This is a genomic window from Sideroxydans sp., from assembly GCF_054604835.1.
Genome location: NZ_JBTSFG010000001.1, coordinates 35,662 through 55,033, shown reverse-complemented (window position 1 = coordinate 55,033; position 19,372 = coordinate 35,662). Strand labels below are relative to the sequence as shown.

Here is a 19,372-nt window from a genome sequence, read left to right as displayed (position 1 = left end):
CTCGGCAAATGCAACTGCATCACCCTTGTACCGCATTGTGGTCGCCCCGCCTATTTGCTATGGTGCCAGCCGTTATGAATACGTTCCGCCTGCTCCAGCCGCTGCTCCTCTCCCTCGCCCTGCTGTTCGTCCAGCAGGGGGCGGCCACGCACGCGATCGCGCACGCGCTGGCCGAGCAATCCCAGGATCAATCCCTGCCGCACGACTCGCAGTGCGAACTGTGCGCCGGCTATGCGCAGGTCGGCAGTGCAGTCGGCAGCAGCACCGTGCATTTCGATCTCCTTGCGTCGTGCACGTCGGCATACCAACGCACCCGCAGCGATCCTCACACCCTCACCATTGCGGCATTCGCCGCTCGCGCCCCACCCCGCTCCGCCTGAATCCCGATCTGCCCTCGCCGCATGATGCAGCGAGGAATGTCTATCCATTCAAGGAGTGAACCATGTTCAAAATATTCGGCCTGTGCAGCGCGATGCTGCTATGCCAATCCGCTTACGCCGCAGGCAACGAATCCGCTTTCAATCCGGCGTTCTCGCTCATCCTGTCCGGCACTTACGGCAGCCTGCAACAAGACCCGGCGACGCCAGCCACCGGCTTCGCCATGAACCCCAACCCGGTGCACGAGCAGGGCTTCAACCTCGGCGAGTCGGAGATGGGCATCTCCGCCAATATCGACCCGCAGTTTCGCGGCGTGGCCACGCTCGCGCTCGACCCGGCCGGCGGCGTCAGCGTCGAGAACGCCTATGTGCAGACCACATCGCTCGGCGACGGCCTCAAGCTGAAGTTCGGCCGCTATTTCTCCGGTCTCGGCTATCTCAATGAGCAGCATGCGCATGCCTGGGACTTCGTCGATCAGCCGCTGGTGTATGCCGCGTTGTGGGAGAACCAGCTGGGTGAGGATGGTGTGCAATTGAAATGGCTGGCACCGACCGAGATGTTCATCGAACTCGGTGTCGAAGCAGCAAAAGGTCGCGGCTTCCCCGGCACGGAACGGGCCAAGAACGGCAGCGGTGCGGGCGTGCTGTTCGCACACATCGGCGACGACATCGGTATCGAACAGAGTTGGCGCGCGGGATTCTCCCTGCACCGCACGCGCGCTGTCGAACGCGGCAGCGACGATGTGCCGGACCTGAACGGCAACAGCGTGAGCACCGCCTTCACTGGTAACAGCCGCACCGCCGGTCTTGACCTGGTGTGGAAATACGCACCGCACGGCAACCTCAAGGAAAGTTACCTGAAGCTGCAAGGTGAATATTTCCGCCGCAGCGAGAGTGGCGAGTTGAGCTACGACACCGCCGGCGCGAACATCACCGACAGCTATGCCATCACGCAAAGCGGCTGGTATGTGCAAGGTATGTATCAGTTCATGCCGCAATGGCGCAGCGCGCTGCGCTACGACCGGCTAGACCCCGGCATCGCCAGCGTGGGCACTACGAACGCTGGCAACGTCATCGCCGACTACGCCTTCCAACCCAGCCGCACCACTTTCATGCTGGACTACAGCGCCAGCGAGTTCTCACGCATTCGTTTGCAACTGGCGCATGACAGCGCGCGCCAAGGCTTGCCGGACAATCAACTGTTCGTGCAATACCTCATGAGTCTGGGTGCGCATGGCGCGCACAGCTACTAGGAGCACGCCATGTACAAGATGATCTTCTCTCTCGTTTTGCTGTCATCCAGCAGCCTCTCGCACGCCGCTCTCAACGTGTTCGCCTGCGAACCTGAATGGGCGGCGCTCACGCAAGAGCTGGCCGGAGACCAAGCCAATATCTACACCGCGACGGGTGCTTTGCAGGACCCGCACCGCGTCGAAGCACGCCCCAGCCTGATCGCCAAGGCACGCCGCGCCGATCTGGTGGTATGCACCGGTGCGGAGCTGGAGATGGCCTGGCTGCCGGTGGTGCTGCGCGAATCGGGCAACGCCAGGGTGCAGCCCGGCGGCGACGGTTATTTCGAAGCCGCTTTGGCGGTGCACATGCTGGAAGTGCCGACCCACTTGGATCGCGGCGATGGCGATGTGCACACGCTAGGCAATCCGCACATCCAGACCGACGCGCGCAACTTCCTGCCCATCGCCAGCGCACTCGCACAGAAGCTGATGCAACAAGATCCGGTCAACAAGGCGTTCTATCAACAACGACTGGGCGCGTTCGAACAGAGATGGCGTGCCGCACTGGCGCGCTGGGAGAAGCAAGCTGCCCCACTCAAGGGTGTCGCCGTCGTGGTGCAACACAAGGGCTTCCCCTACCTGTCCGACTGGCTGGGACTGTACGAAGTAGCGGTGCTGGAACCCAAGCCCGGCATGGAACCCAGCGCCGCCTGGCTGTCGCAGGTGCTGGACACTTTGCAGCGACATCCCGCCAAGATGGTGCTGCGCGCCGCCTACCAGAGTGAACGCCCCTCGGCATGGATCACGCAACGCGCGACTATCGCCGCCGTGGAACTGCCCTACACCGTGGGTGGCAGCGATGCCGCACAAGACCTGTACGGATTGTTCGATAACACGCTCGCCCGCCTGCTGAAAGGAGCGCAATGAACATCGAACTCGACATCCTGCTGCCCGCCTTCCTCGCCGGTCTGCTGGTGCTGGCCACGCACATCCCGTTCGGCATGCGCATCCTGCAGCGCGGCGTGATCTTTGCCGACCTCGCGGTGGCGCAGATCGCCGGACTGGGCGTGATCATCGCCGAGCTGTTGGGATTGCTGGGACAGCCGCTGCTGGTGCAATTGGTCGCCGCGAGCAGTGCCTTGTGCGGTGCCGCATTGCTGGCCTGGATAGAGCGCAGCGTGCCGCAGGTGAAAGAGGCCGCCATCGGGCTCACCTTCGTGCTCGCCGCCAGCCTCGGCATCCTGCTGCTGAGCCGCGACGTGCATGCGGGCGAACATCTGCGCGACCTGCTGGTCGGGCAGATCCTGTGGGTGGATGGGCAACAACTCATCGCCACCGCACTGCTCAGTGCCGCGCTGCTCGTTGTCTGGCGACTGTTCCGCCAACGTCTCGGCGAGTTCAGCTTCTACGCACTGTTCGCCCTCGCCATCACCGCCTCGGTGCAACTGGTCGGCATCTATCTCGTGTTCGCCAGCCTGATCGTGCCCGCGCTGGCGACGCATCGCCTCTCCACACAACGCATGCGCCATGCCTTTGCCGTCGGCATCGCGGGCTATGCGCTCGGCCTGCTGCTCTCGATATGGTTCGACTTGCCAGCGGGTGCGGCCATCGTATGGGCTATGGCCTTGTGCGGTGCTGTGTTGCTTACCGTACATACGCGCGCCTGACCTCCCTGCATAGTCCGTCCTGCCTGCCTCCTGGTCTCTAGAGGCGGGCGATATCCGCCCTCGAAATAGGTAATTGAGCATGTCTTTGGGTAGAAAAGTCTTAGCAGCCCCCACCCGGCTCTGGATGAACTGGCCGTTATGGGGGGGATTGCTGGCGGCATCGTTGCTGGCACAGCATGCATGGGTGCTATTTGCGCCTGCCGAACGCGCACTTCCCGGCAATACAGCCATCCCGTCGTCTGATCGCACAGGCCAATTGTTCGGTTCGGAGAACGCATCCTCCACCGCGACTTCCTCACTGGACGGCATCCGGCCAGTCGGAATCTTCGCGCACGGCACACGCGGTTTTGCCGTGATGCAGACACCTGCTGGGCAGCGGGGTGTGGGACTGGGAAGCGAAGTGGTGCCGGGTATCCGCCTGATCGAGACACACGCCGACCATGTGGTCCTTGAACGCAACGGCATCACACAGCGTGTCGATCTTTCTGCGGCATCTGCAACAGACGGCATCACTTCTGCTGCACCGTCGGCACTCATGGCACCGGAGGATCGGCAGGCCACTACGAACGCACCACTGATGGAAGGGTTGGCTCCGGAACAACAGCTCATGATGAGACAAATTTTGCAAAACAATCTTAGGGGATCGCCTTGATCACACGCTTCATCCGTCAACTGCTGCTGGCCGTCGGCATCGCGCTCTGCTGCGCACTGCCAGCTCATGCGGCACAGAACGAAGAACCGGTTTCGCTCAATTTCGTGAACGCCGATATTCAGGAAGTCATCCGTGCCATCTCGCAGATCTCCGGCAAGAACTTCCTCGTCGACCAGCGCGTAAAAGGCACCATCAATATCGTCTCGTCCACACCGGTCTCTCCGTCGCTGGCCTATGACATCCTGCTCTCCGCGTTGCGGATGCAGGGTTATGCGTCCGTTGAATCTTCCGGCATCACCAAGATCATCCCGGAAGCCGATGCAAAGATGCACGTGGACACACTCGCATCGCCGCATGGCAAGGGCGACATACTGGTCACGCGCGTATTCATACTGAAGAACGAATCGGCCTCGCAACTGGTCAGTGTGGTGCGCCCGATGATCGCGCCAAATAATGTCGTGGTGGCTTATCCGGCCAGCAACGCGCTGGTCGTCACCGACTATGCCAGCAGCATCCGCCGCATCGAAAAGCTGATCGATTCCATCGACAGAGCGGGTAATGACATGCCGCTGGTCATTCCGGTGAAGCATGCCTCCGCCATCGACCTGGCCAACCTCATCAACAAGCTGATGCCGGAAGCGACCGCCCCCCAACTCGGCGACGACAACCAGCGTTTCGTACTGACCGCCGACAGCCGCACCAATGCACTACTGCTGCGTTCGGACAATCCGGGGCGCATCCAGCGCGTGAAGCAACTGGTTGCGAGTCTGGACAGTGATTCCAGTGTGCCCGGCAACATCCATGTCGTGGCGCTGAAGAATGCCGAAGCGCCCAAGCTGGCACAGACACTGAATGCGATCCTGAACGGTACGGCGACTGCCGCAGCCGCACCCTCCGCACCCGGCACCGCGCAAGCCAATGCGGCGATCACAGCAGACAGCGGCGGCATGGTGCAGGCGGATGCCGCCACCAACACACTGATCATCACCGCTTCCGAACCGGTCTATAACAACATCCGTTCTGTCATCGAAAAACTGGATGTGCGCCGCCCGCAAGTGTTCGTCGAAGCACTCATCGTGGAAGTCACCGCCGACAAGGCGGCCGAGTTCGGCGTGCAATGGCAAAGCATCAACGGCATCAACAAGTCCGGTTCCAACATCATCGGCGGCACCAACTTCGGCACAGCCAACAACATCATGGGTGCTTCGGCGAACATCACCACCGTCGGACAAGGATTGAACGTCGGCATCGTGAAGGGCACGACCACCCTGCTGGATGGCACGCAGATCCTCAATCTCGGCATGCTGGCGCGTGCACTGGAGACCGACACCAACGCCAACATCCTGTCCGCCCCCAACCTGATGACGCTGGATAATGAGGAAGCCAGGATCGTGGTCGGCCAGAACGTCCCGTTCATCACCGGCTCCTATACCAACACCGGCTCCAGCAGCACCGCAGCCAACCCGTTCCAGACCATAGAGCGCAAAGACGTAGGTCTCACGCTGCGGATCAAACCGCAGATCATGCAGGGCGGCACGGTGAGACTGCAGGTCTACCAGGAAGTATCCAGCGTGCTCTCTTCCTCGCTCACTTCCGCCACCGGTCCCATCACCAACAAGCGCTCGATCGAATCCAGCGTGCTGGTCGACGAGAACCAGATCGTGGTACTGGGCGGCTTGATACAGGATTCGATCAACAACGTGCAAAGCAAGACCCCCATCCTTGGCGACATCCCCTTGCTGGGCAACCTGTTCCGCTACGAGACGCGGCAGCGTTCCAAAACCAACCTGATGGTGTTCATCCGTCCCTACATCATGTATCAGGCGGATGCCACTCGAAGGTTGTCCGAGGAACGCTATGAACAGATAGGCAAGACACGTGAAGATGCTCGTTTGGGCAACCACTGGATGTTGCCGAACGACGACACCGAAGCGATGCCGTCGCTCAAAGTGGATAGCGTTTTCGACTCTATCAGCCCGGCATCCTCGACTGCCGCCGCAACTCAGCCATGACCCAGCCCGCAATCAACCGCCGCGCCGCACGCCGCCTGCCCTATAGCTTCGCCAAATCGCAGGGTGTGGTGCTGACCGACTGCAACGATCTGGCCACACTGGCAGTACGCATCGATGCAAGACCGGAAGCTGTCGCTGAAGTGATGCGTCAACTGGCGCTACCGCTTGAAGCCACGTTGCTCGAAGCGGGAGATTTCGAGCTCATCCTCGGCAAAGCCTACGCGCAGGCGGAAGATTCAACTGCCACATTGCTTGATGATGCAGAACAGGAAATGGACATCACCATGCTGCTGAACGACCTGCCGAAGTTGGCGGACCTGCTTGAGTCCAAAGACGACGCGCCGGTGATACGCATGATCAATGCACTGCTGGCGCAGGCCGTGCGCGACAATGCCTCCGACATCCACATCGAGCCGTTCGAGACGCGCTCCGTCGTACGCTTCCGCCTCGACGGCACGCTCAAAGACATCGCCGAACCGCACCGCGCGCTGCATGCCGCGCTGGTGTCACGCATCAAAGTGATGGCAGATCTGGACATCGCCGAGAAGCGTCTACCGCAGGACGGTCGCATCGCCCTGCGCCTCGCGGGCCACCCCGTCGATGTGCGCGTCTCGACCTTGCCCACCGGACACGGCGAGCGCGTGGTGATGCGCCTGCTGGACAAGGAAGCAGGACGCCTCGACCTGACCAAACTCGGCATGAGCGCAGCGGCCCTCGCGTCCATGCTACGCCTCACCAAACAACCGCACGGCATCGTGCTGGTCACCGGCCCAACCGGCTCGGGCAAGACCACCACCTTATATGCCGCGCTGGCATGTATCGATGCCACCACCACCAACGTGATGACCGTGGAAGACCCGGTGGAATACGACTTGGACGGAATCAGCCAGACGCAGGTCAACCCGCGCATCGAAATGACTTTCGCACGCGCGCTGCGCGCCATCCTGCGCCAGGACCCGGATGTGATCATGATCGGAGAGATCCGCGATCTGGAGACCGCACAGACTGCCGTGCAGTCCAGCCTTACCGGCCACCTGGTGCTGGCCACATTGCACACCAACGACACCGTGAGCGCCGTCACCCGCCTCACCGACATGGGTGTGGAGCCTTTCCTGCTGTCTTCCAGCATCGTCGGCGTGCTGGCGCAACGGCTGGTGCGCCGCCTGTGCCCAGAGTGCCGCGTTGCCTATGCGCCGGATGAGGTTGAAATCGAACTGCTTGCCGGCCTTGGAAAACCCGACGTGCTGTATCGCCCCACCGGCTGCTCTCGCTGCAACGACACCGGCTATCGCGGCCGCACCGGAATCTATGAGTTACTTGAAGTGGATGAGGGATTGCGCAGCATGATCCACGCGCGCGAAAGCGAACAACACTTGCGCGAATACGCCGTGCAGCAGGGCATGAAGAATCTGCGCGAAGATGGTTTGCGCTGGGTCATGTCGGGCGACACATCGATGGAAGAAGTTATCCGCGTGACACGGGATTGACAACACCCCCCAATTAGCCACAGAGGGCACAGAGATCACAGAGAAAGCCGATTCAAATCACCGAAGCCGTGTGCACACCACCTCACTCCCTGTGCGCTCTGCGTTCTCTGTGGCTGGATTTTCTTTTGAATTTGGATAAACCATGGCCGCCTTCCAGTACAACACACTCGACGCATCCGGCAAGCCCGGCAAAGGCATGATCGAGGCCGACTCGGCCCGTCTCGCCCGCGCGAAACTGCGCGAGAGCGGATTGTTCGTGGTCGGGCTGGATGCGATGTCCGACACGACCGCGCAAAAAAGCGCACGAAGTTTCAACCTGCCGTTCCGTAAACGCATCCCTTTATCCGAAGTCAGCCTCATGTTGCGCCAGCTCGCCACGCTACTCGAAGCAGGCTTGCCGCTGGAGCAGGCGCTGGCGGTGTTGATCGAGCAGGGTGACAACGTGGCCATGCGCCAGGTGATCGCTGCCTTGCGCTCGGAAGTGATGGCGGGCAGCACGCTGGCGCGCGCGATGGAAAAGCATCGCGACACTTTCCCGGACATCCATCGCGCCCTGATCCGCGCCGGGGAAGCCTCCGGCGAACTGGCCACCGTGATGGATAAACTCGCCAGTTATTCCGAAGGTCAGCAGGCCCTGCAGCAGAAGATCGGCCTGGCGATGGTCTATCCCTCCATCGTCATCTTCGTCGCGGTGCTGGTGGTGGGCGGCTTGCTCATCTTCGTGGTGCCGCCGGTGGTGGAAGTGTTCGAGCAAACCAAACAGGAACTTCCGCTGCTCACACGCGCCCTGATCATCTTGAGCGATTTCTTCTCCGCCGCCTGGTTGTACCTGATCGCGCTGTCTGTGATCGGCGGCATCGTCGCGCATCGCGCGCTGCAACTGGAGGAGCTGCGCTTCCAGTTGCATCTCAAACTGTTGCGCTTGCCCGTCGTCGGCAAATTGATACGCGGCAGCAACACCGCGCGCATGGCCAGCACTCTCTCCATTCTGGTCGGCAGCGGGGTGGGATTGCTCACCGCCTTGCATGCCGCCTGCGGCGTGCTCACCAATCTGCCGATGCAGCGCGCGCTGGAAGAGGCCGCCGAAAAGGTCCGCGAAGGTGTGACGCTTAGCCGTGCGCTGGCCGCCTCCGGACTGTTCCCGCCGGTACTCGTCCACCTCATCGCCAGCGGTGAACAGAGCGGTCGCCTGGACATCATGCTGGATCGCGTCGCCAAGCAACAGACGCAGGAAGTCTCCGGCTTCACCAGTGCGCTCACCTCCATCCTCGAACCCGTACTCATCCTGTTCATGGGCGCGGTGGTGCTGCTGATCGTGCTGGCGATTTTGCTGCCCATCATCCAGATGAACCAGATGGTGAAATGAATCAACGATCTTGTTGATCAGATATCTGCCCAGGAGAAATGTCATGAAGAATAGAAACATCCAAGGTTTCACCCTGATCGAAGTGATGGTCGTCATCCTCATCATCGGCGTGCTGGCCGCGCTGGTCGTGCCCAAGGTGATGAGCCGACCGGACGAGGCGCGCATCACCGCCGCCGGACAGGACATCGCCACCGTCTCGCAGGCGCTCAACCTCTACAAGCTGGATAACGGCCGCTATCCCACCACAGAACAGGGATTGGCCGCGCTGGTGAGGAAGCCCACGCTTCCCCCCGTCCCTGAGAACTGGAAGAACGATGGCTATCTCGACCGCGTCCCGAAAGACCCGTGGGGCACGCCTTACCAATATCTGCAACCCGGCATACACGGCTCGATTGATGTGTTCAGCTTGGGGGCCGACCGCGCAAGCGGCGGTGAAGGCAGCGACGCCGATATCGGCTCGTGGCAGAACTGAAGCAAAACGATCCCATGCGTGGCTTCACTCTGATCGAGATGCTGGTGGCGCTGGTGGTCGCCGGCATCATGCTGTCCGTGGTGACGCTCAATCTGATGCCGAGCACACAAAGCGTGCTGCGCGACGAGGTGCAGCGGCTCGCCTTTCTGCTTGAGAACGGTGCGATGGCATCCCAAGCAGGCGGACAATCCCTGGCATGGTCGGGCAGCGGCAATAGCTACCGTTTCTGGAAGCGTACTAAAGAAGGCGAATGGGTGCGCATCGAGCGCGATGACTTGATGCATCCGCGTGAGTTGCCGCAGGACGTACACATCGGCGAGATCAGCTTTGACGGACGACGCCTGGAACCCGGTTCGATGCTGATGCTGAGCCCGGAACTCGCCAGCAAGCGTTTCAAGGTCCACCTCCGCAGCGGCGAGCTGACCACAGCCATCGTCGGCGACGGGCTGGGCAAGGTGGCAGTCGTCGCGGGAGCCACACCATGAGACATGACGAACAGTCGGGCTTCACCTTGATCGAAGTCCTCGTTGCGCTCTTCATCCTCGCCATCACCATGGCAGCCGTTGCGCGCACGGCCAGTTCCAGCATCCATCATGCAGAAGCAATGCGCACACGTATCACGGCAGACTGGGTGGCGCAGAACCGTTTGGCGCTGCATCAGGCGCGCAGTGACTGGCTGCCCACCGGCATCCACAGCGGCGCAGAAGAACAGGCAGGTCAGGTCTACCCCTGGCGCGAAGAGATCATCGCCACGCCCAACCCGACCATGCGCCGTATCGTCGTCAGGGTGAATGCGCCGGATGACAAACAACATATCCTGCGCGAGTTGACCGGGTATCTGGTGCAGTACCCGCGATGAGCAACGGTCGAGATTCCGGCTTCACCCTGATCGAGCTGCTGGTCGCGCTGCTCGTGTTCGCGTTGCTGTCCGTCGCGGCCTATCGCGGACTTGATGCAGTGACCGACACGCGCGCCCACCTCGATCAGGAGACGCGCAAGTGGCAATCGCTGGAGCGATTCTTCGCGCGACTGGATGGTGAGACCGCACAAGTGTTGCAGCGCCCGGTGCGCACAGCGAACGGTGTAGAAGTACCGGCCTGGATCGGTATCCCTTCGGCAACCGCCAGCGTGGAGGATGTGCAACTGGCATTCACACGGCATGGCGGTTTCGATGCCGTCGGCATGCCGTTGCCGCCGCAGCGTATCGGTTACCGGCTGCGACAGGGCAAGCTGGAAATGTTGCGCTGGGCTGTGCTCGATCGCGTCCCATACCTTACGCCCAGCGTGGATGTCGTGCTGGAGGGAGTCGGCGAATTCAAGCTGCGTTATATGAACAGCCGTTTCACATGGGAGCAGCAATGGCCACCCGTATCAGGGGTATTCAGCCTGCCCAGAGCGCTGGAGGTTGAATTGGTGCTGAAGAGCGGTGAAAAACTAACGCGGATATTCTCACTGACATGAAGAACCATTCACAAAATGGCGTGGCACTGGTGATGGTGTTGCTGATCGTGGCGATGGCGACCACCCTTGCCGCATTCATGGCACAGCAGCAGGGATTCTGGCAGCGCGCGATGGAGAACGGCCGCGACCGCGCGCAAGCCCGGCGCATCGCCGAAGCCGGCATAGACTGGGCGCGGGCGGTGCTGGCAGATGACGCTTCGGTCAGCCAGTATGACCATGGCAAGGAGATGTGGGCGATGCGCTTGCCGGCCGTGCAACTGGAAGGTGGTGAGGTGCGTGGTGCCATCCATGACCAGCAAGGTCTGTTCAATCTGAACAACCTGGTGCGCGATGGTGCCGCGAGCGCTGCGGATGTGCTGCACTTCCGCCGCTTGCTCGACACGCTGGGGTTGCCGCTGGACCTGAGCGACACGCTGCTTGACTGGCTGGACACGAACAGCGAATCCGCCGTGAACGGCGCCGAGGATGACTACTATATGCGCCAGGACCCTCCTTACCGCTGCGCGAACCGCCTGCTATCCGACGTCGGCGAACTGGTTTGGGTGAAAGGCTACGATGCCAGCATCATCAAACGACTGGAGCCGTATGTGAGCGTGCTGCCGGAATCGAACACACCGGTGAACGTGAACTTTGCGCCGCCCGAAGTGTTGATCGCGGTCATACCGGGATTGGACCTGCCGGAAGCACGCCGCCTCCACCTGCAGATACAATCGACACCATTCAAGAGCACGACGGACTTCTTTCAACAATTGCACATGCAAGCAAGCGGCTCGGAGCATCTCACCGTGAGCAGCCAATACTTCATGGTGACCGGATACGCCACACAGGGCGACGGGGAATCGTCGGTGCATGCGTTGTTGAAACGAAGCGGTGTCTGGGCGAAGCAAATCAGGAAAAGTCTGCAATGAAACTGCGTATCTATCTCACCTCACAATGGCAGGATGCCGCCTCGGACTGCACATGGGTGCTGCTCGATGACGAAGGTCAGCAGCGCGACAGCGGCAACGGCACACTGGCCTCGATGCCGCATGCCGACCAAGCCACCGCCATCGTCGCCTCCGACCGGGTGCTCGCCACCGCCGTCGCACTCCCCAAACTGAAACGCAACAAGCTGGAGACCGCGCTCCCCTTCGTACTGGAAGACGGTCTGCTGGACGATGTAAGCGAGGTGCACGTCACCCCGGGAATGAAGCTCGCCGACGGGCGCACTGTGCTCTATGCGATGGATAAGGGTTGGCTGTCGCGCTTACTCGCCGCCTGCTCCGCCGCCAAGCTGCGCCTGCGGCGCGTCGTGCCGGAGTTCTGCCTGCTGCCGCAGCGCAGTGAAGAATGGAGCGTGGCTTGGGACGGTACGCAGGGCTTCATGGCGATGGCCGGGCATCTGGGCGGCGCGCTCGACAAAGGGAGCGACACGCGCATGCCCGCGCTGCTGCAATTGCGTTTGCAACAGGCACCACCAGCCGCATTGCGCTTGTTCACACTCGGCAGCGAAGTGGAAGCACCGAACTGGGGCATCAAGGTGCCGGTATTGTTCGAGCGGCAGCATTTCGACTGGCGCAAGGCGGAGATACCCGCCGACACACCCAACCTGCTGTGGGGCAAATTCGCAGCCCCGCCGCGCATCGGCGAATTGTGGCCCGTGCTGCGCCCCGCGCTGATGGTGCTGCTGTTACTGTTCTGCGTGGAAGTGCTGCTGACCAATCTGGAATGGGCGGTGCTCGCGCACGAGAAGCGACAGCTATCGAACGTGATGACCGACACTTTCCGCGAGACCTTCGGCACCGATGCGGTCGTTGTCGATGCGCCCTTGCAGATGCGGCGCAACGTGGCGCGCTTGCGCCACGCGGCAGGCGTGGCAGACGAGGCAGACTTCCTGCCCTTACTGGAGAAGTTCTCGGTCGCCACGGACGATCTGCCCGGTCGTGTATTGAATACGGTGCGTTATGACGGCGGCAAACTGGATGTGCAGATGCGCCTGACCGGCGCGAACGCCGTCGACATACTGCGCGAGCGCGTAGCCGGAGCGGGATTGTCCCTGCAGGTGACGGACACCCAGACCGCCGGCTCGGTGCTGTCCCTGCAACTGCGTATCTCTGCCGGAGGTGCACGATGAAAGCACGGATCGAGAGATTGAAAGCCGCGCACTGGGACTCGCTCAGCGCCGCCGAGCAGAAGACCATACGCCGCGGGGCGGGGCTGCTGTTGCCGCTGCTCGCCTATGGCTTGTTATGGCAACCCGCGCACGACGCGCTACCAAAGTTGCAAGACAGTCTGCCATCTGTGCGTGCCCAAGCCGCACAGATGGCGATGCAAGCCAGTGAGGTACAAGAGCTGCGCCAACGCGCAGAACTGGCCGTGCTCGACAGAGATGCACTGAAGTCGGCGGTGGAACGCAGCGCGGAAGGTTCCGGATTGAGTCTGATCGTCACCCCTGGCGAACAGAACAGCGTCCATATCAGTGCGGATGCGATCTCTTTCGAGCGCTGGCTGCAATGGCTGCACACCATAGGTCATACCCAGCATATCCGTGTATCGACTGCCATACTTGCCGCATCACCCGTTCCGGGCATGATCAAGATGCAGGCCACACTGAGCAACGGTGCAGACCAGTGAGCATACGCCGCCGTGTGTCGCTGACACTGCTGTTCGCTAGCGTATTCCTTATCGGTCTGCTCGCGCTCGCACCGTCGTCACTGTTGGGATACGGACTGGAACGCGCCACCGACGGACAACTCATGCTGGCCCGCACCCAGGGCTCCCTGTGGCAAGGGTCTGGCATCCTCCTGTTGAAAGACAGCTCAGGTATCCGCTCGCTGGGCGCCTATCGCTGGCATCTGCACCCCTGGAAAGCCGCCATGCAACTTCAGGCGGGCGCATATGAACCGATGTCCTTGCGCTTTCGCCCCTTGCTTGTGCGTCTGGACATAGACCGTCTGCGTCTGGACTTGCCGGCAGCCCTGCTTGAAGTGGCCGCACCACAGCTGAACCCCTATCGCCTGCAAGGCGCGCTGCAAGCCCACGCCAACCATCTGGAACTGGATGCACGCGGTATGCTCGGCCAAGTCACAGTTGATTGGCTGCATGCGGCCTCCGGCTTGTCGCCCATCGCGCCGCTGGGCGACTACCGCATCATCCTGACAGGTGACGGGCAAAAACTGGAAGCCAGCCTCAGCACGCTGGGCGGCAAACTGCAATTGCAAGCACACGGGCGACTTGATCCTGTCCAAGGGGTGCAGATCAACGGCACGGCCCAAGCTGCAGCGGGTGCCGAAGAAGAACTGAACGCATTGCTGCATCACATCGGCCCCGAAACACGTCCAGGCATTTATACTCTCACCCTGATGCCGCAATCTGTGGCCCTACCCTGATCGTATCCAGCATGACCGACCGTTACGCCGTCATCGGCAACCCCATCTCGCACAGCAAATCACCGCTGATCCACCGCATGTTCGCCGAACAGACCGGACAGGACATCAGCTATGAAGCCATCGAAGCGCCGCTGGACGGGTTCGCCGCGACCGTCGAACGCCTGCGCAAGGAAGGCTACAAGGGATGCAATGTGACGGTGCCGTTCAAACTGGAGGCCTATCAGTTAGCAACCGTTGCTGAACTCCCTGCCACAACAGCTCAAGCCGCCAACACCATGCTCATGAAAAAAAATGGCGATCTTGTAGCAACCAACACAGATGGCATAGGCTTGGTGCGCGACATCCGGAACAATCTTGGGTTCAGCCTAGAAGGAAAAAGAGTTTTGTTGATGGGTGCTGGCGGAGCCTCTCGCGGAGTACTCTTCCCTCTGATTTACCAAGTAAATAGTGGGATGACACAACAATCGCCAGAAATAACTGTCATTGCCAATCGCACACCAGCGAAGGCCCAACAAATTATCAACGACAGGGATTTCCAACTTATTGCCGCAGAAACCGTCACCAAAGCACGAGTGACGCGCCTTCAAGCTTGCGGTTACGACGAACTCGCCACTCAGCAATTCGACCTCATCATCAATGCTACTTCGGCAGGGCTCACCGATAGCACCATACCACTACCCAATACGATCTTTGCACCCAACGCCCTCGCCTACGACATGATGTATGGACGTGAGACACCGTTCATGAAGTTCGCACGTGACCATGGCGCACAAGTGGCGGACGGGCTAGGCATGCTGGTAGAACAAGCCGCCGAGGCGTTCTTCATCTGGCGTGGCGTGCGCCCGGACACAAGCCCAGTACTCGAAGCCCTGCGCAAGTGAAGAACCCCATACGCAGTCTCTTCTGGCGCTTCCTGCTGGCGCTGTTACTGATATTCGTGCTGTACCAGTTGTGGCTGTTCGCCCATATCTGATGGTGGGTCAAGTTCGACCCGTCCAGCAGTGCCTTCATGACTGACCGTCTGGAAGTGATGCAGGACAGCAACCCCAAGGCGAAGCTCAAGCATAAATGGGTGCCATACAAGAATATCTCCTCCAATCTCAAACGCGCGCTCATCGCTGCCGAAGATGCGAAGTTCGTCGACCACGAAGGGTTCGACTGGGAAGGCATCCAGAAAGCCTACGCAAAGAATATGAAACAGGGCAAGATCGTCGCGGGAGGTTCGACCATCAGCCAGCAATTGGCCAAGAACCTGTTCCTGTCCACCAAACGCACGCCGTGGCGCAAGGGTGAGGAGATCATCATCACGCTGATGCTGGAAGCGGTGATGGACAAGCGGCGCATCTTCGAGATCTATCTGAATGTGATCGAATGGGGGAACGGCGTGTTCGGCGCCGAAGCGGCGGCCCGTCATTATTTTGGTGTCAGCGCTGCAAAGCTCACCGCCGAGCAAGCCGCCCGCTTGGCCGCCATGGTGCCCAACCCGCGCTATTACGACCGCCACCGCCAGGCGCGCGGTATGTTGCGCAAGACACAGATCATCCTCGACCGCATGCCGGATGCCGAGATTCCCTGACGTCGCCGGGTTAATTTCCTTACAATAGCGCGCAATTTTTCGAGGTGCGCCATGACCGAGAACCACGAACACCATTACACCGATAATGTGCAGGAACACCTGCATCAGGTTCAGCACCTGCTTGATAAGCAGGCGCTGGTGGAAACCGTGGTCCACAATCAGGCGCTGCCGCGCGACGAGCGCCACGAGCTGCTGGACAAGATGCTGCACAAAAGGCATCTGGCCGAGCTGAGCGACAAGCTGGAAGAATTGCACTCGGCCGATATCGCCTACATTCTGGAAGCACTGCCGATCGAGCACCGTCTGCTGGTGTGGAACCTGGTCAAGACCGAACGCGACGGCGAGATCCTGATCGAAGTCTCCGACGCGGTGCGCGAATCGCTGATCGCCAGCATGAGCCGCGACGAGCTGCGTGTGGCTGCCGAGCAACTCGATACCGACGAGATCGCCGACCTGGCACCCGACCTGCCGCAGCACGTCATCCGCGACGTGTTCAAATCACTGCCGATCGAAGAACGCGAACAACTGCGTGCCGCGATGTCCTACCCGGAGGATTCGGTCGGCGCCTTGATGGACTTCAACATCGTGCATGTGCGACAGGACGTCACGCTGGAGACCGTCTCCCGCTACCTGCGCCGTTTCGATGAACTGCCCGACCACACCGACCAGGTGTTCGTGGTCGACCGCGACGAACGGTTCGTGGGCGTGTTGCCGATCAATCTGATCGTGGTGAACGAGCCAGAGACCGAAGTCGGGACCTTGATGATCACCGACGTCATCCAGTTGCATCCGGATGAAAAAGCCGAACATGCAGCCCAGGCGTTCGAGCGCTATGATTTGGTGTCTGCACCGGTTGTGAACGAAGACGGCAAGTTGTTCGGACGTGTGACCGTGAACGTGGTGCTCGATTACATCCGCGAAGAATCGGATACCGAACTGCTCAACCAGGCCGGCCTGATCGAAGAGGAAGACATCTTCGCTTCTGTGTGGAAATCCGCCCAGAACCGCTGGGCCTGGCTGGCGCTCAATCTTTGCACTGCATTCTTCGCCTCGCGTGTGATCGGTGAATTCGAACAGACCATCGCGCAGATGGTCGCACTCGCCACCTTGATGCCTATCGTCGCGGGCATCGCGGGGAACTCAGCCAACCAGACGACGACCATCATCATCCGCTCACTCGCGCTCGGACAGATCAATCAGAGCAATGCAAAACGCCTGATGCTGAAGGAACTCGCCATCAGCGGGCTGAACGGTCTGGTGTGGGGAGGGTTTGCCGGACTGTTCGCATACTTCCTGTATCGCAGCGTACCGCTCGGCGTGGTGATGACTGCAGCCATGATGCTCAACCTTACGCTGGGCGCACTGGTCGGCATCGGCATACCGCTTATGATGCAACGACTGGGGCGTGACCCCGCGATCGGGGCCAGTGTCCTGCTCACCGCCATCACCGACAGTGGCGGCTTCTTCATCTTCCTTGGACTGGCGACCGTCTTCCTGGTCTGAAGTGCTTGCCCTGCATCAAGCAGGCGCAACGAATCCGCACGCATAAATACGCGCTCTGTATACCCATTCGGGAAGGTCAGGAGAAAATCAAAAGGAAAGGGAATGCGTGGGGTTCACGCCCCTTGGTGAAACAGAAAAGGTAGAAAGGGCGAAACGCAACAGCTCGGCGCCCGCCCCAATCTACCAAGCTCAGGCGCCGAGAATGCCCTTTCCTGCCACTTTTTTGACTGCAGGCTTCTTAGCAACAGCCTTCTTAGCTACAGGCTTTTTCGCTGCCGGCTTCTTGGCAACGACTTTTTTCGCTACCGGCTTCTTGGCTGCGACTTTCTTTGCTGCCGGCTTCTTGGCAACTGCCTTCTTCGCTACCGGCTTCTTGGCGGCGACTTTCTTCACTGCCGGCTTCTTGGCAACTGCTTTTTTCGCTACCGGCTTCTTGGCGGCGACTTTCTTCACTGCTGGTTTCTTAGCAACGGCCTTCTTCGCTACCGGCTTCTTGGCGGCGACTTTTTTCGCTGCTGGTTTTTTGGCGGCGACAGCTTTTTTCGCTACCGGCTTCTTGGCTACAACTTTCTTTGCTGCCGGTTTCTTTGCTGCCACTTTCTTGGTTGCAGGACTTTTCGCTTTGGATTTTGCAGTTGCCATTTTCATTCCTTATTAAAGTTTGATGGACTAAGTTGGTGCAATTTCTATCGTGCTACCACTGCACTCCCGATGCGCTTTCAACCTAAAGAAACCTCCCAATACGCACGGTGATTGCATTCTATGCGCGAATATTTTTTTTACGCAATAGATTTGTGCACTTATGTGCAAAAAAATCAATCGACGATCTTTTCGAGCGCGTACAACTGATCTGTTCTTTCACGCTCGCGAACAAGCTGCACTCGCTCGCCGTCGACCATCACTTCGGCCGCGCGCGGTCGCGTGTTGTAGTTGGAACTCATGCTCATGCCATACGCACCTGCCGACATGACTGCCAGCACATCGCCCGCTGCCACGGCCATTTCACGGGCATGGCCGATGAAATCGCCCGTCTCGCAGATAGGTCCGACCACTTCGTAGCGCTGTTTCGGCGATGCATCTTTTTGCACCGGACGGATCGCATGGAAAGCATCGTAAAGCGCCGGTCGCATCAGGTCGTTCATCGCCGCATCGACGATGGCGAAGTTCTTCTCTTCACCGTGCTTCAGATATTCGATACGCGTCAGCAAGACACCGGCATTGCCCACCAGCACCCTGCCCGGCTCCACGATCAAAGATTCCGCACGGCCATGCAATGCCTGCAGCAACGCTTGCGCGTATTCGGCGATCGAGGGCGGTGTCTCGTCGTCGTAGCAGATCCCCAGCCCGCCGCCGAGGTCGATGTGTTGCAGCGTGATGCCTTCTGTTTTCAATTGATCGACCAGCGCCAGCACCTTTTCGGCCGCCGCGATGAAGGGACTCACCTCGGTGAGCTGCGAGCCGATATGGCAGTCGATACCGGTCACGCGCAGATGCGGCATCGCTGCCGCCTTGCGGTACAGATCCAATGCCTCTGTGTAAGCAACGCCGAATTTGTTCTGCTTGAGGCCAGTCGAGATATAGGGATGTGTCTTGGCATCGACATCCGGATTCACGCGCAAGCTGATCGGCGCGATCTTGCCCACGCTTCCCGCCACGTCGTTCAGCCGATCCAGTTCCGGTGCGGACTCGACATTGAAGCAACGGATACCAGCCGACAACGCCAAACGCATCTCTTCTTCGCTTTTCCCGACACCGGAGAACACCACCTTGCCGGCCGTACCGCCTGCGGCCAGTACACGCTGCAGTTCGCCGCCCGAGACGATGTCGAAGCCCGCCCCGAGTCTGGCGAACAGATTGAGAATGGCCAGATTCGGGTTGGCCTTAACCGCGTAACAGATCAGATGTTCGCGCCCTTTGAGCGCATCGGCGAACTGATAGTAAGCATCGGCCAGGGCGGCACGCGAATAGACGTAGCACGGCGTACCGAAACGCTGCGCAATGTCGATCAGCGACACTTGCTCCGCATGGAGTGCATCGTCACGGTAGTTGAAATATTCACTCATGTTGAAGTTCTAAAGATTGGGATTGATGGGGAACGGCCGAGAATTGGGATTGCGCCGGCGGCAAATAAAGCGGTCCTTTGCGTCCGCATCCTTGCAAGCCGACAAGTAACAGCAACATAATGCACACTGTACGCAT

The 19,372-nt window shown here is 60.1% G+C and carries 21 protein-coding genes and 1 pseudogene; 18 read left to right on the top strand and 4 right to left on the bottom strand.

The annotated features are described in order from the left end of the window. Positions 1-50 precede the first annotated feature (50 nt). Positions 51-428, bottom strand: coding sequence for a hypothetical protein (locus tag ACYCZ5_RS00260; protein ID WP_461542764.1), 378 nt, complete (start codon positions 426-428; stop codon positions 51-53). Between the two features lie 14 nt (positions 429-442). On the opposite strand from ACYCZ5_RS00260, the gene ACYCZ5_RS00255 reads away from it, so the two are divergent. The 18 genes and pseudogenes from ACYCZ5_RS00255 to mgtE all read left to right on the top strand — a co-directional run bounded on the left by ACYCZ5_RS00255 (position 443) and on the right by mgtE (position 17,173). Continuing rightward, entirely contained in the window at positions 443-1,630 is a 1,188-nt protein-coding gene (locus tag ACYCZ5_RS00255; RefSeq protein WP_461542763.1) for a hypothetical protein, read from the top strand. A gap of 9 nt (positions 1,631-1,639) precedes the next feature. After that, positions 1,640-2,536 (top strand): metal ABC transporter substrate-binding protein, encoded by an 897-nt coding sequence (locus ACYCZ5_RS00250; protein WP_461542762.1) that lies wholly within the window; start codon positions 1,640-1,642, stop codon positions 2,534-2,536. Continuing rightward, on the top strand, positions 2,533-3,276 hold the full coding sequence (locus tag ACYCZ5_RS00245; RefSeq protein WP_461542761.1) for a metal ABC transporter permease: 744 nt from the start codon (positions 2,533-2,535) through the stop codon (positions 3,274-3,276). The genes ACYCZ5_RS00250 and ACYCZ5_RS00245 overlap by 4 nt, the downstream gene beginning before the upstream one ends. A 124-nt stretch (positions 3,277-3,400) precedes the next feature. Continuing rightward, positions 3,401-3,928: a hypothetical protein gene (locus ACYCZ5_RS00240; RefSeq protein ID WP_461542760.1), complete on the top strand. Its 528-nt coding sequence runs from the start codon at positions 3,401-3,403 to the stop codon at positions 3,926-3,928. After that, positions 3,925-5,940: a type II secretion system secretin GspD gene (gene gspD / locus ACYCZ5_RS00235; RefSeq protein WP_461542759.1), complete on the top strand. Its 2,016-nt coding sequence runs from the start codon at positions 3,925-3,927 to the stop codon at positions 5,938-5,940. The genes ACYCZ5_RS00240 and gspD overlap by 4 nt, the downstream gene beginning before the upstream one ends. After that, a complete protein-coding gene (gene gspE, locus ACYCZ5_RS00230; protein WP_461542758.1) occupies positions 5,937-7,427 on the top strand; it encodes a type II secretion system ATPase GspE in 1,491 nt (496 codons plus the stop codon). Before gspD ends, gspE begins: the two co-directional genes overlap by 4 nt. A 142-nt stretch (positions 7,428-7,569) precedes the next feature. After that, a complete protein-coding gene (gene gspF, locus ACYCZ5_RS00225; protein ID WP_461542757.1) occupies positions 7,570-8,793 on the top strand; it encodes a type II secretion system inner membrane protein GspF in 1,224 nt (407 codons plus the stop codon). Positions 8,794-8,836: 43 nt separating this feature from the next. Continuing rightward, a complete protein-coding gene (gene gspG / locus ACYCZ5_RS00220; protein WP_461542756.1) occupies positions 8,837-9,265 on the top strand; it encodes a type II secretion system major pseudopilin GspG in 429 nt (142 codons plus the stop codon). 14 nt (positions 9,266-9,279) lie between these two features. Beyond that, positions 9,280-9,750 carry a prepilin-type N-terminal cleavage/methylation domain-containing protein gene (locus ACYCZ5_RS00215; RefSeq protein ID WP_461542755.1) on the top strand — a complete coding sequence of 157 codons (471 nt, stop codon included), beginning with the start codon at positions 9,280-9,282 and terminating at the stop codon, positions 9,748-9,750. Then, on the top strand, positions 9,747-10,124 hold the full coding sequence (gene gspI, locus ACYCZ5_RS00210) for a type II secretion system minor pseudopilin GspI (protein ID WP_461542754.1): 378 nt from the start codon (positions 9,747-9,749) through the stop codon (positions 10,122-10,124). The genes ACYCZ5_RS00215 and gspI overlap by 4 nt, the downstream gene beginning before the upstream one ends. Next, positions 10,121-10,726, top strand: coding sequence for a type II secretion system minor pseudopilin GspJ (gspJ, locus tag ACYCZ5_RS00205; protein WP_461542753.1), 606 nt, complete (start codon positions 10,121-10,123; stop codon positions 10,724-10,726). Before gspI ends, gspJ begins: the two co-directional genes overlap by 4 nt. After that, positions 10,723-11,634, top strand: coding sequence for a type II secretion system minor pseudopilin GspK (gene gspK, locus ACYCZ5_RS00200; protein ID WP_461542752.1), 912 nt, complete (start codon positions 10,723-10,725; stop codon positions 11,632-11,634). Before gspJ ends, gspK begins: the two co-directional genes overlap by 4 nt. Next, positions 11,631-12,839, top strand: a complete 1,209-nt coding sequence (gene gspL, locus ACYCZ5_RS00195) for a type II secretion system protein GspL (RefSeq protein WP_461542751.1) — start codon at positions 11,631-11,633, stop codon at positions 12,837-12,839. Before gspK ends, gspL begins: the two co-directional genes overlap by 4 nt. After that, entirely contained in the window at positions 12,836-13,339 is a 504-nt protein-coding gene (gene gspM / locus ACYCZ5_RS00190) for a type II secretion system protein GspM (RefSeq protein WP_461542750.1), read from the top strand. Before gspL ends, gspM begins: the two co-directional genes overlap by 4 nt. Then, entirely contained in the window at positions 13,336-14,094 is a 759-nt protein-coding gene (gene gspN, locus ACYCZ5_RS00185; RefSeq protein ID WP_461542749.1) for a type II secretion system protein N, read from the top strand. The genes gspM and gspN overlap by 4 nt, the downstream gene beginning before the upstream one ends. Positions 14,095-14,105: 11 nt before the next feature. Further along, entirely contained in the window at positions 14,106-14,975 is an 870-nt protein-coding gene (aroE, locus tag ACYCZ5_RS00180; RefSeq protein ID WP_461542748.1) for a shikimate dehydrogenase, read from the top strand. A gap of 8 nt (positions 14,976-14,983) precedes the next feature. After that, a pseudogene (gene mtgA, locus ACYCZ5_RS00175) lies at positions 14,984-15,670 on the top strand (monofunctional biosynthetic peptidoglycan transglycosylase). Positions 15,671-15,721: 51 nt separating this feature from the next. Then, complete coding sequence (gene mgtE / locus ACYCZ5_RS00170; protein ID WP_461542747.1) at positions 15,722-17,173, top strand: magnesium transporter; 1,452 nt, start codon at positions 15,722-15,724, stop codon at positions 17,171-17,173. 189 nt (positions 17,174-17,362) lie between these two features. Here mgtE and ACYCZ5_RS00165 read toward each other — a convergent pair whose 3' ends face one another. From ACYCZ5_RS00165 to lptM, 3 genes are all read right to left on the bottom strand, one after another. Next, complete coding sequence (locus tag ACYCZ5_RS00165) at positions 17,363-17,815, bottom strand: histone H1-like repetitive region-containing protein (protein WP_461542746.1); 453 nt, start codon at positions 17,813-17,815, stop codon at positions 17,363-17,365. A gap of 173 nt (positions 17,816-17,988) precedes the next feature. Further along, positions 17,989-19,236 carry a diaminopimelate decarboxylase gene (lysA, locus tag ACYCZ5_RS00160; protein WP_461542745.1) on the bottom strand — a complete coding sequence of 416 codons (1,248 nt, stop codon included), beginning with the start codon at positions 19,234-19,236 and terminating at the stop codon, positions 17,989-17,991. Then, positions 19,229-19,372: an LPS translocon maturation chaperone LptM gene (lptM, locus tag ACYCZ5_RS00155; protein ID WP_459724234.1), complete on the bottom strand. Its 144-nt coding sequence runs from the start codon at positions 19,370-19,372 to the stop codon at positions 19,229-19,231. The genes lysA and lptM overlap by 8 nt, the downstream gene beginning before the upstream one ends.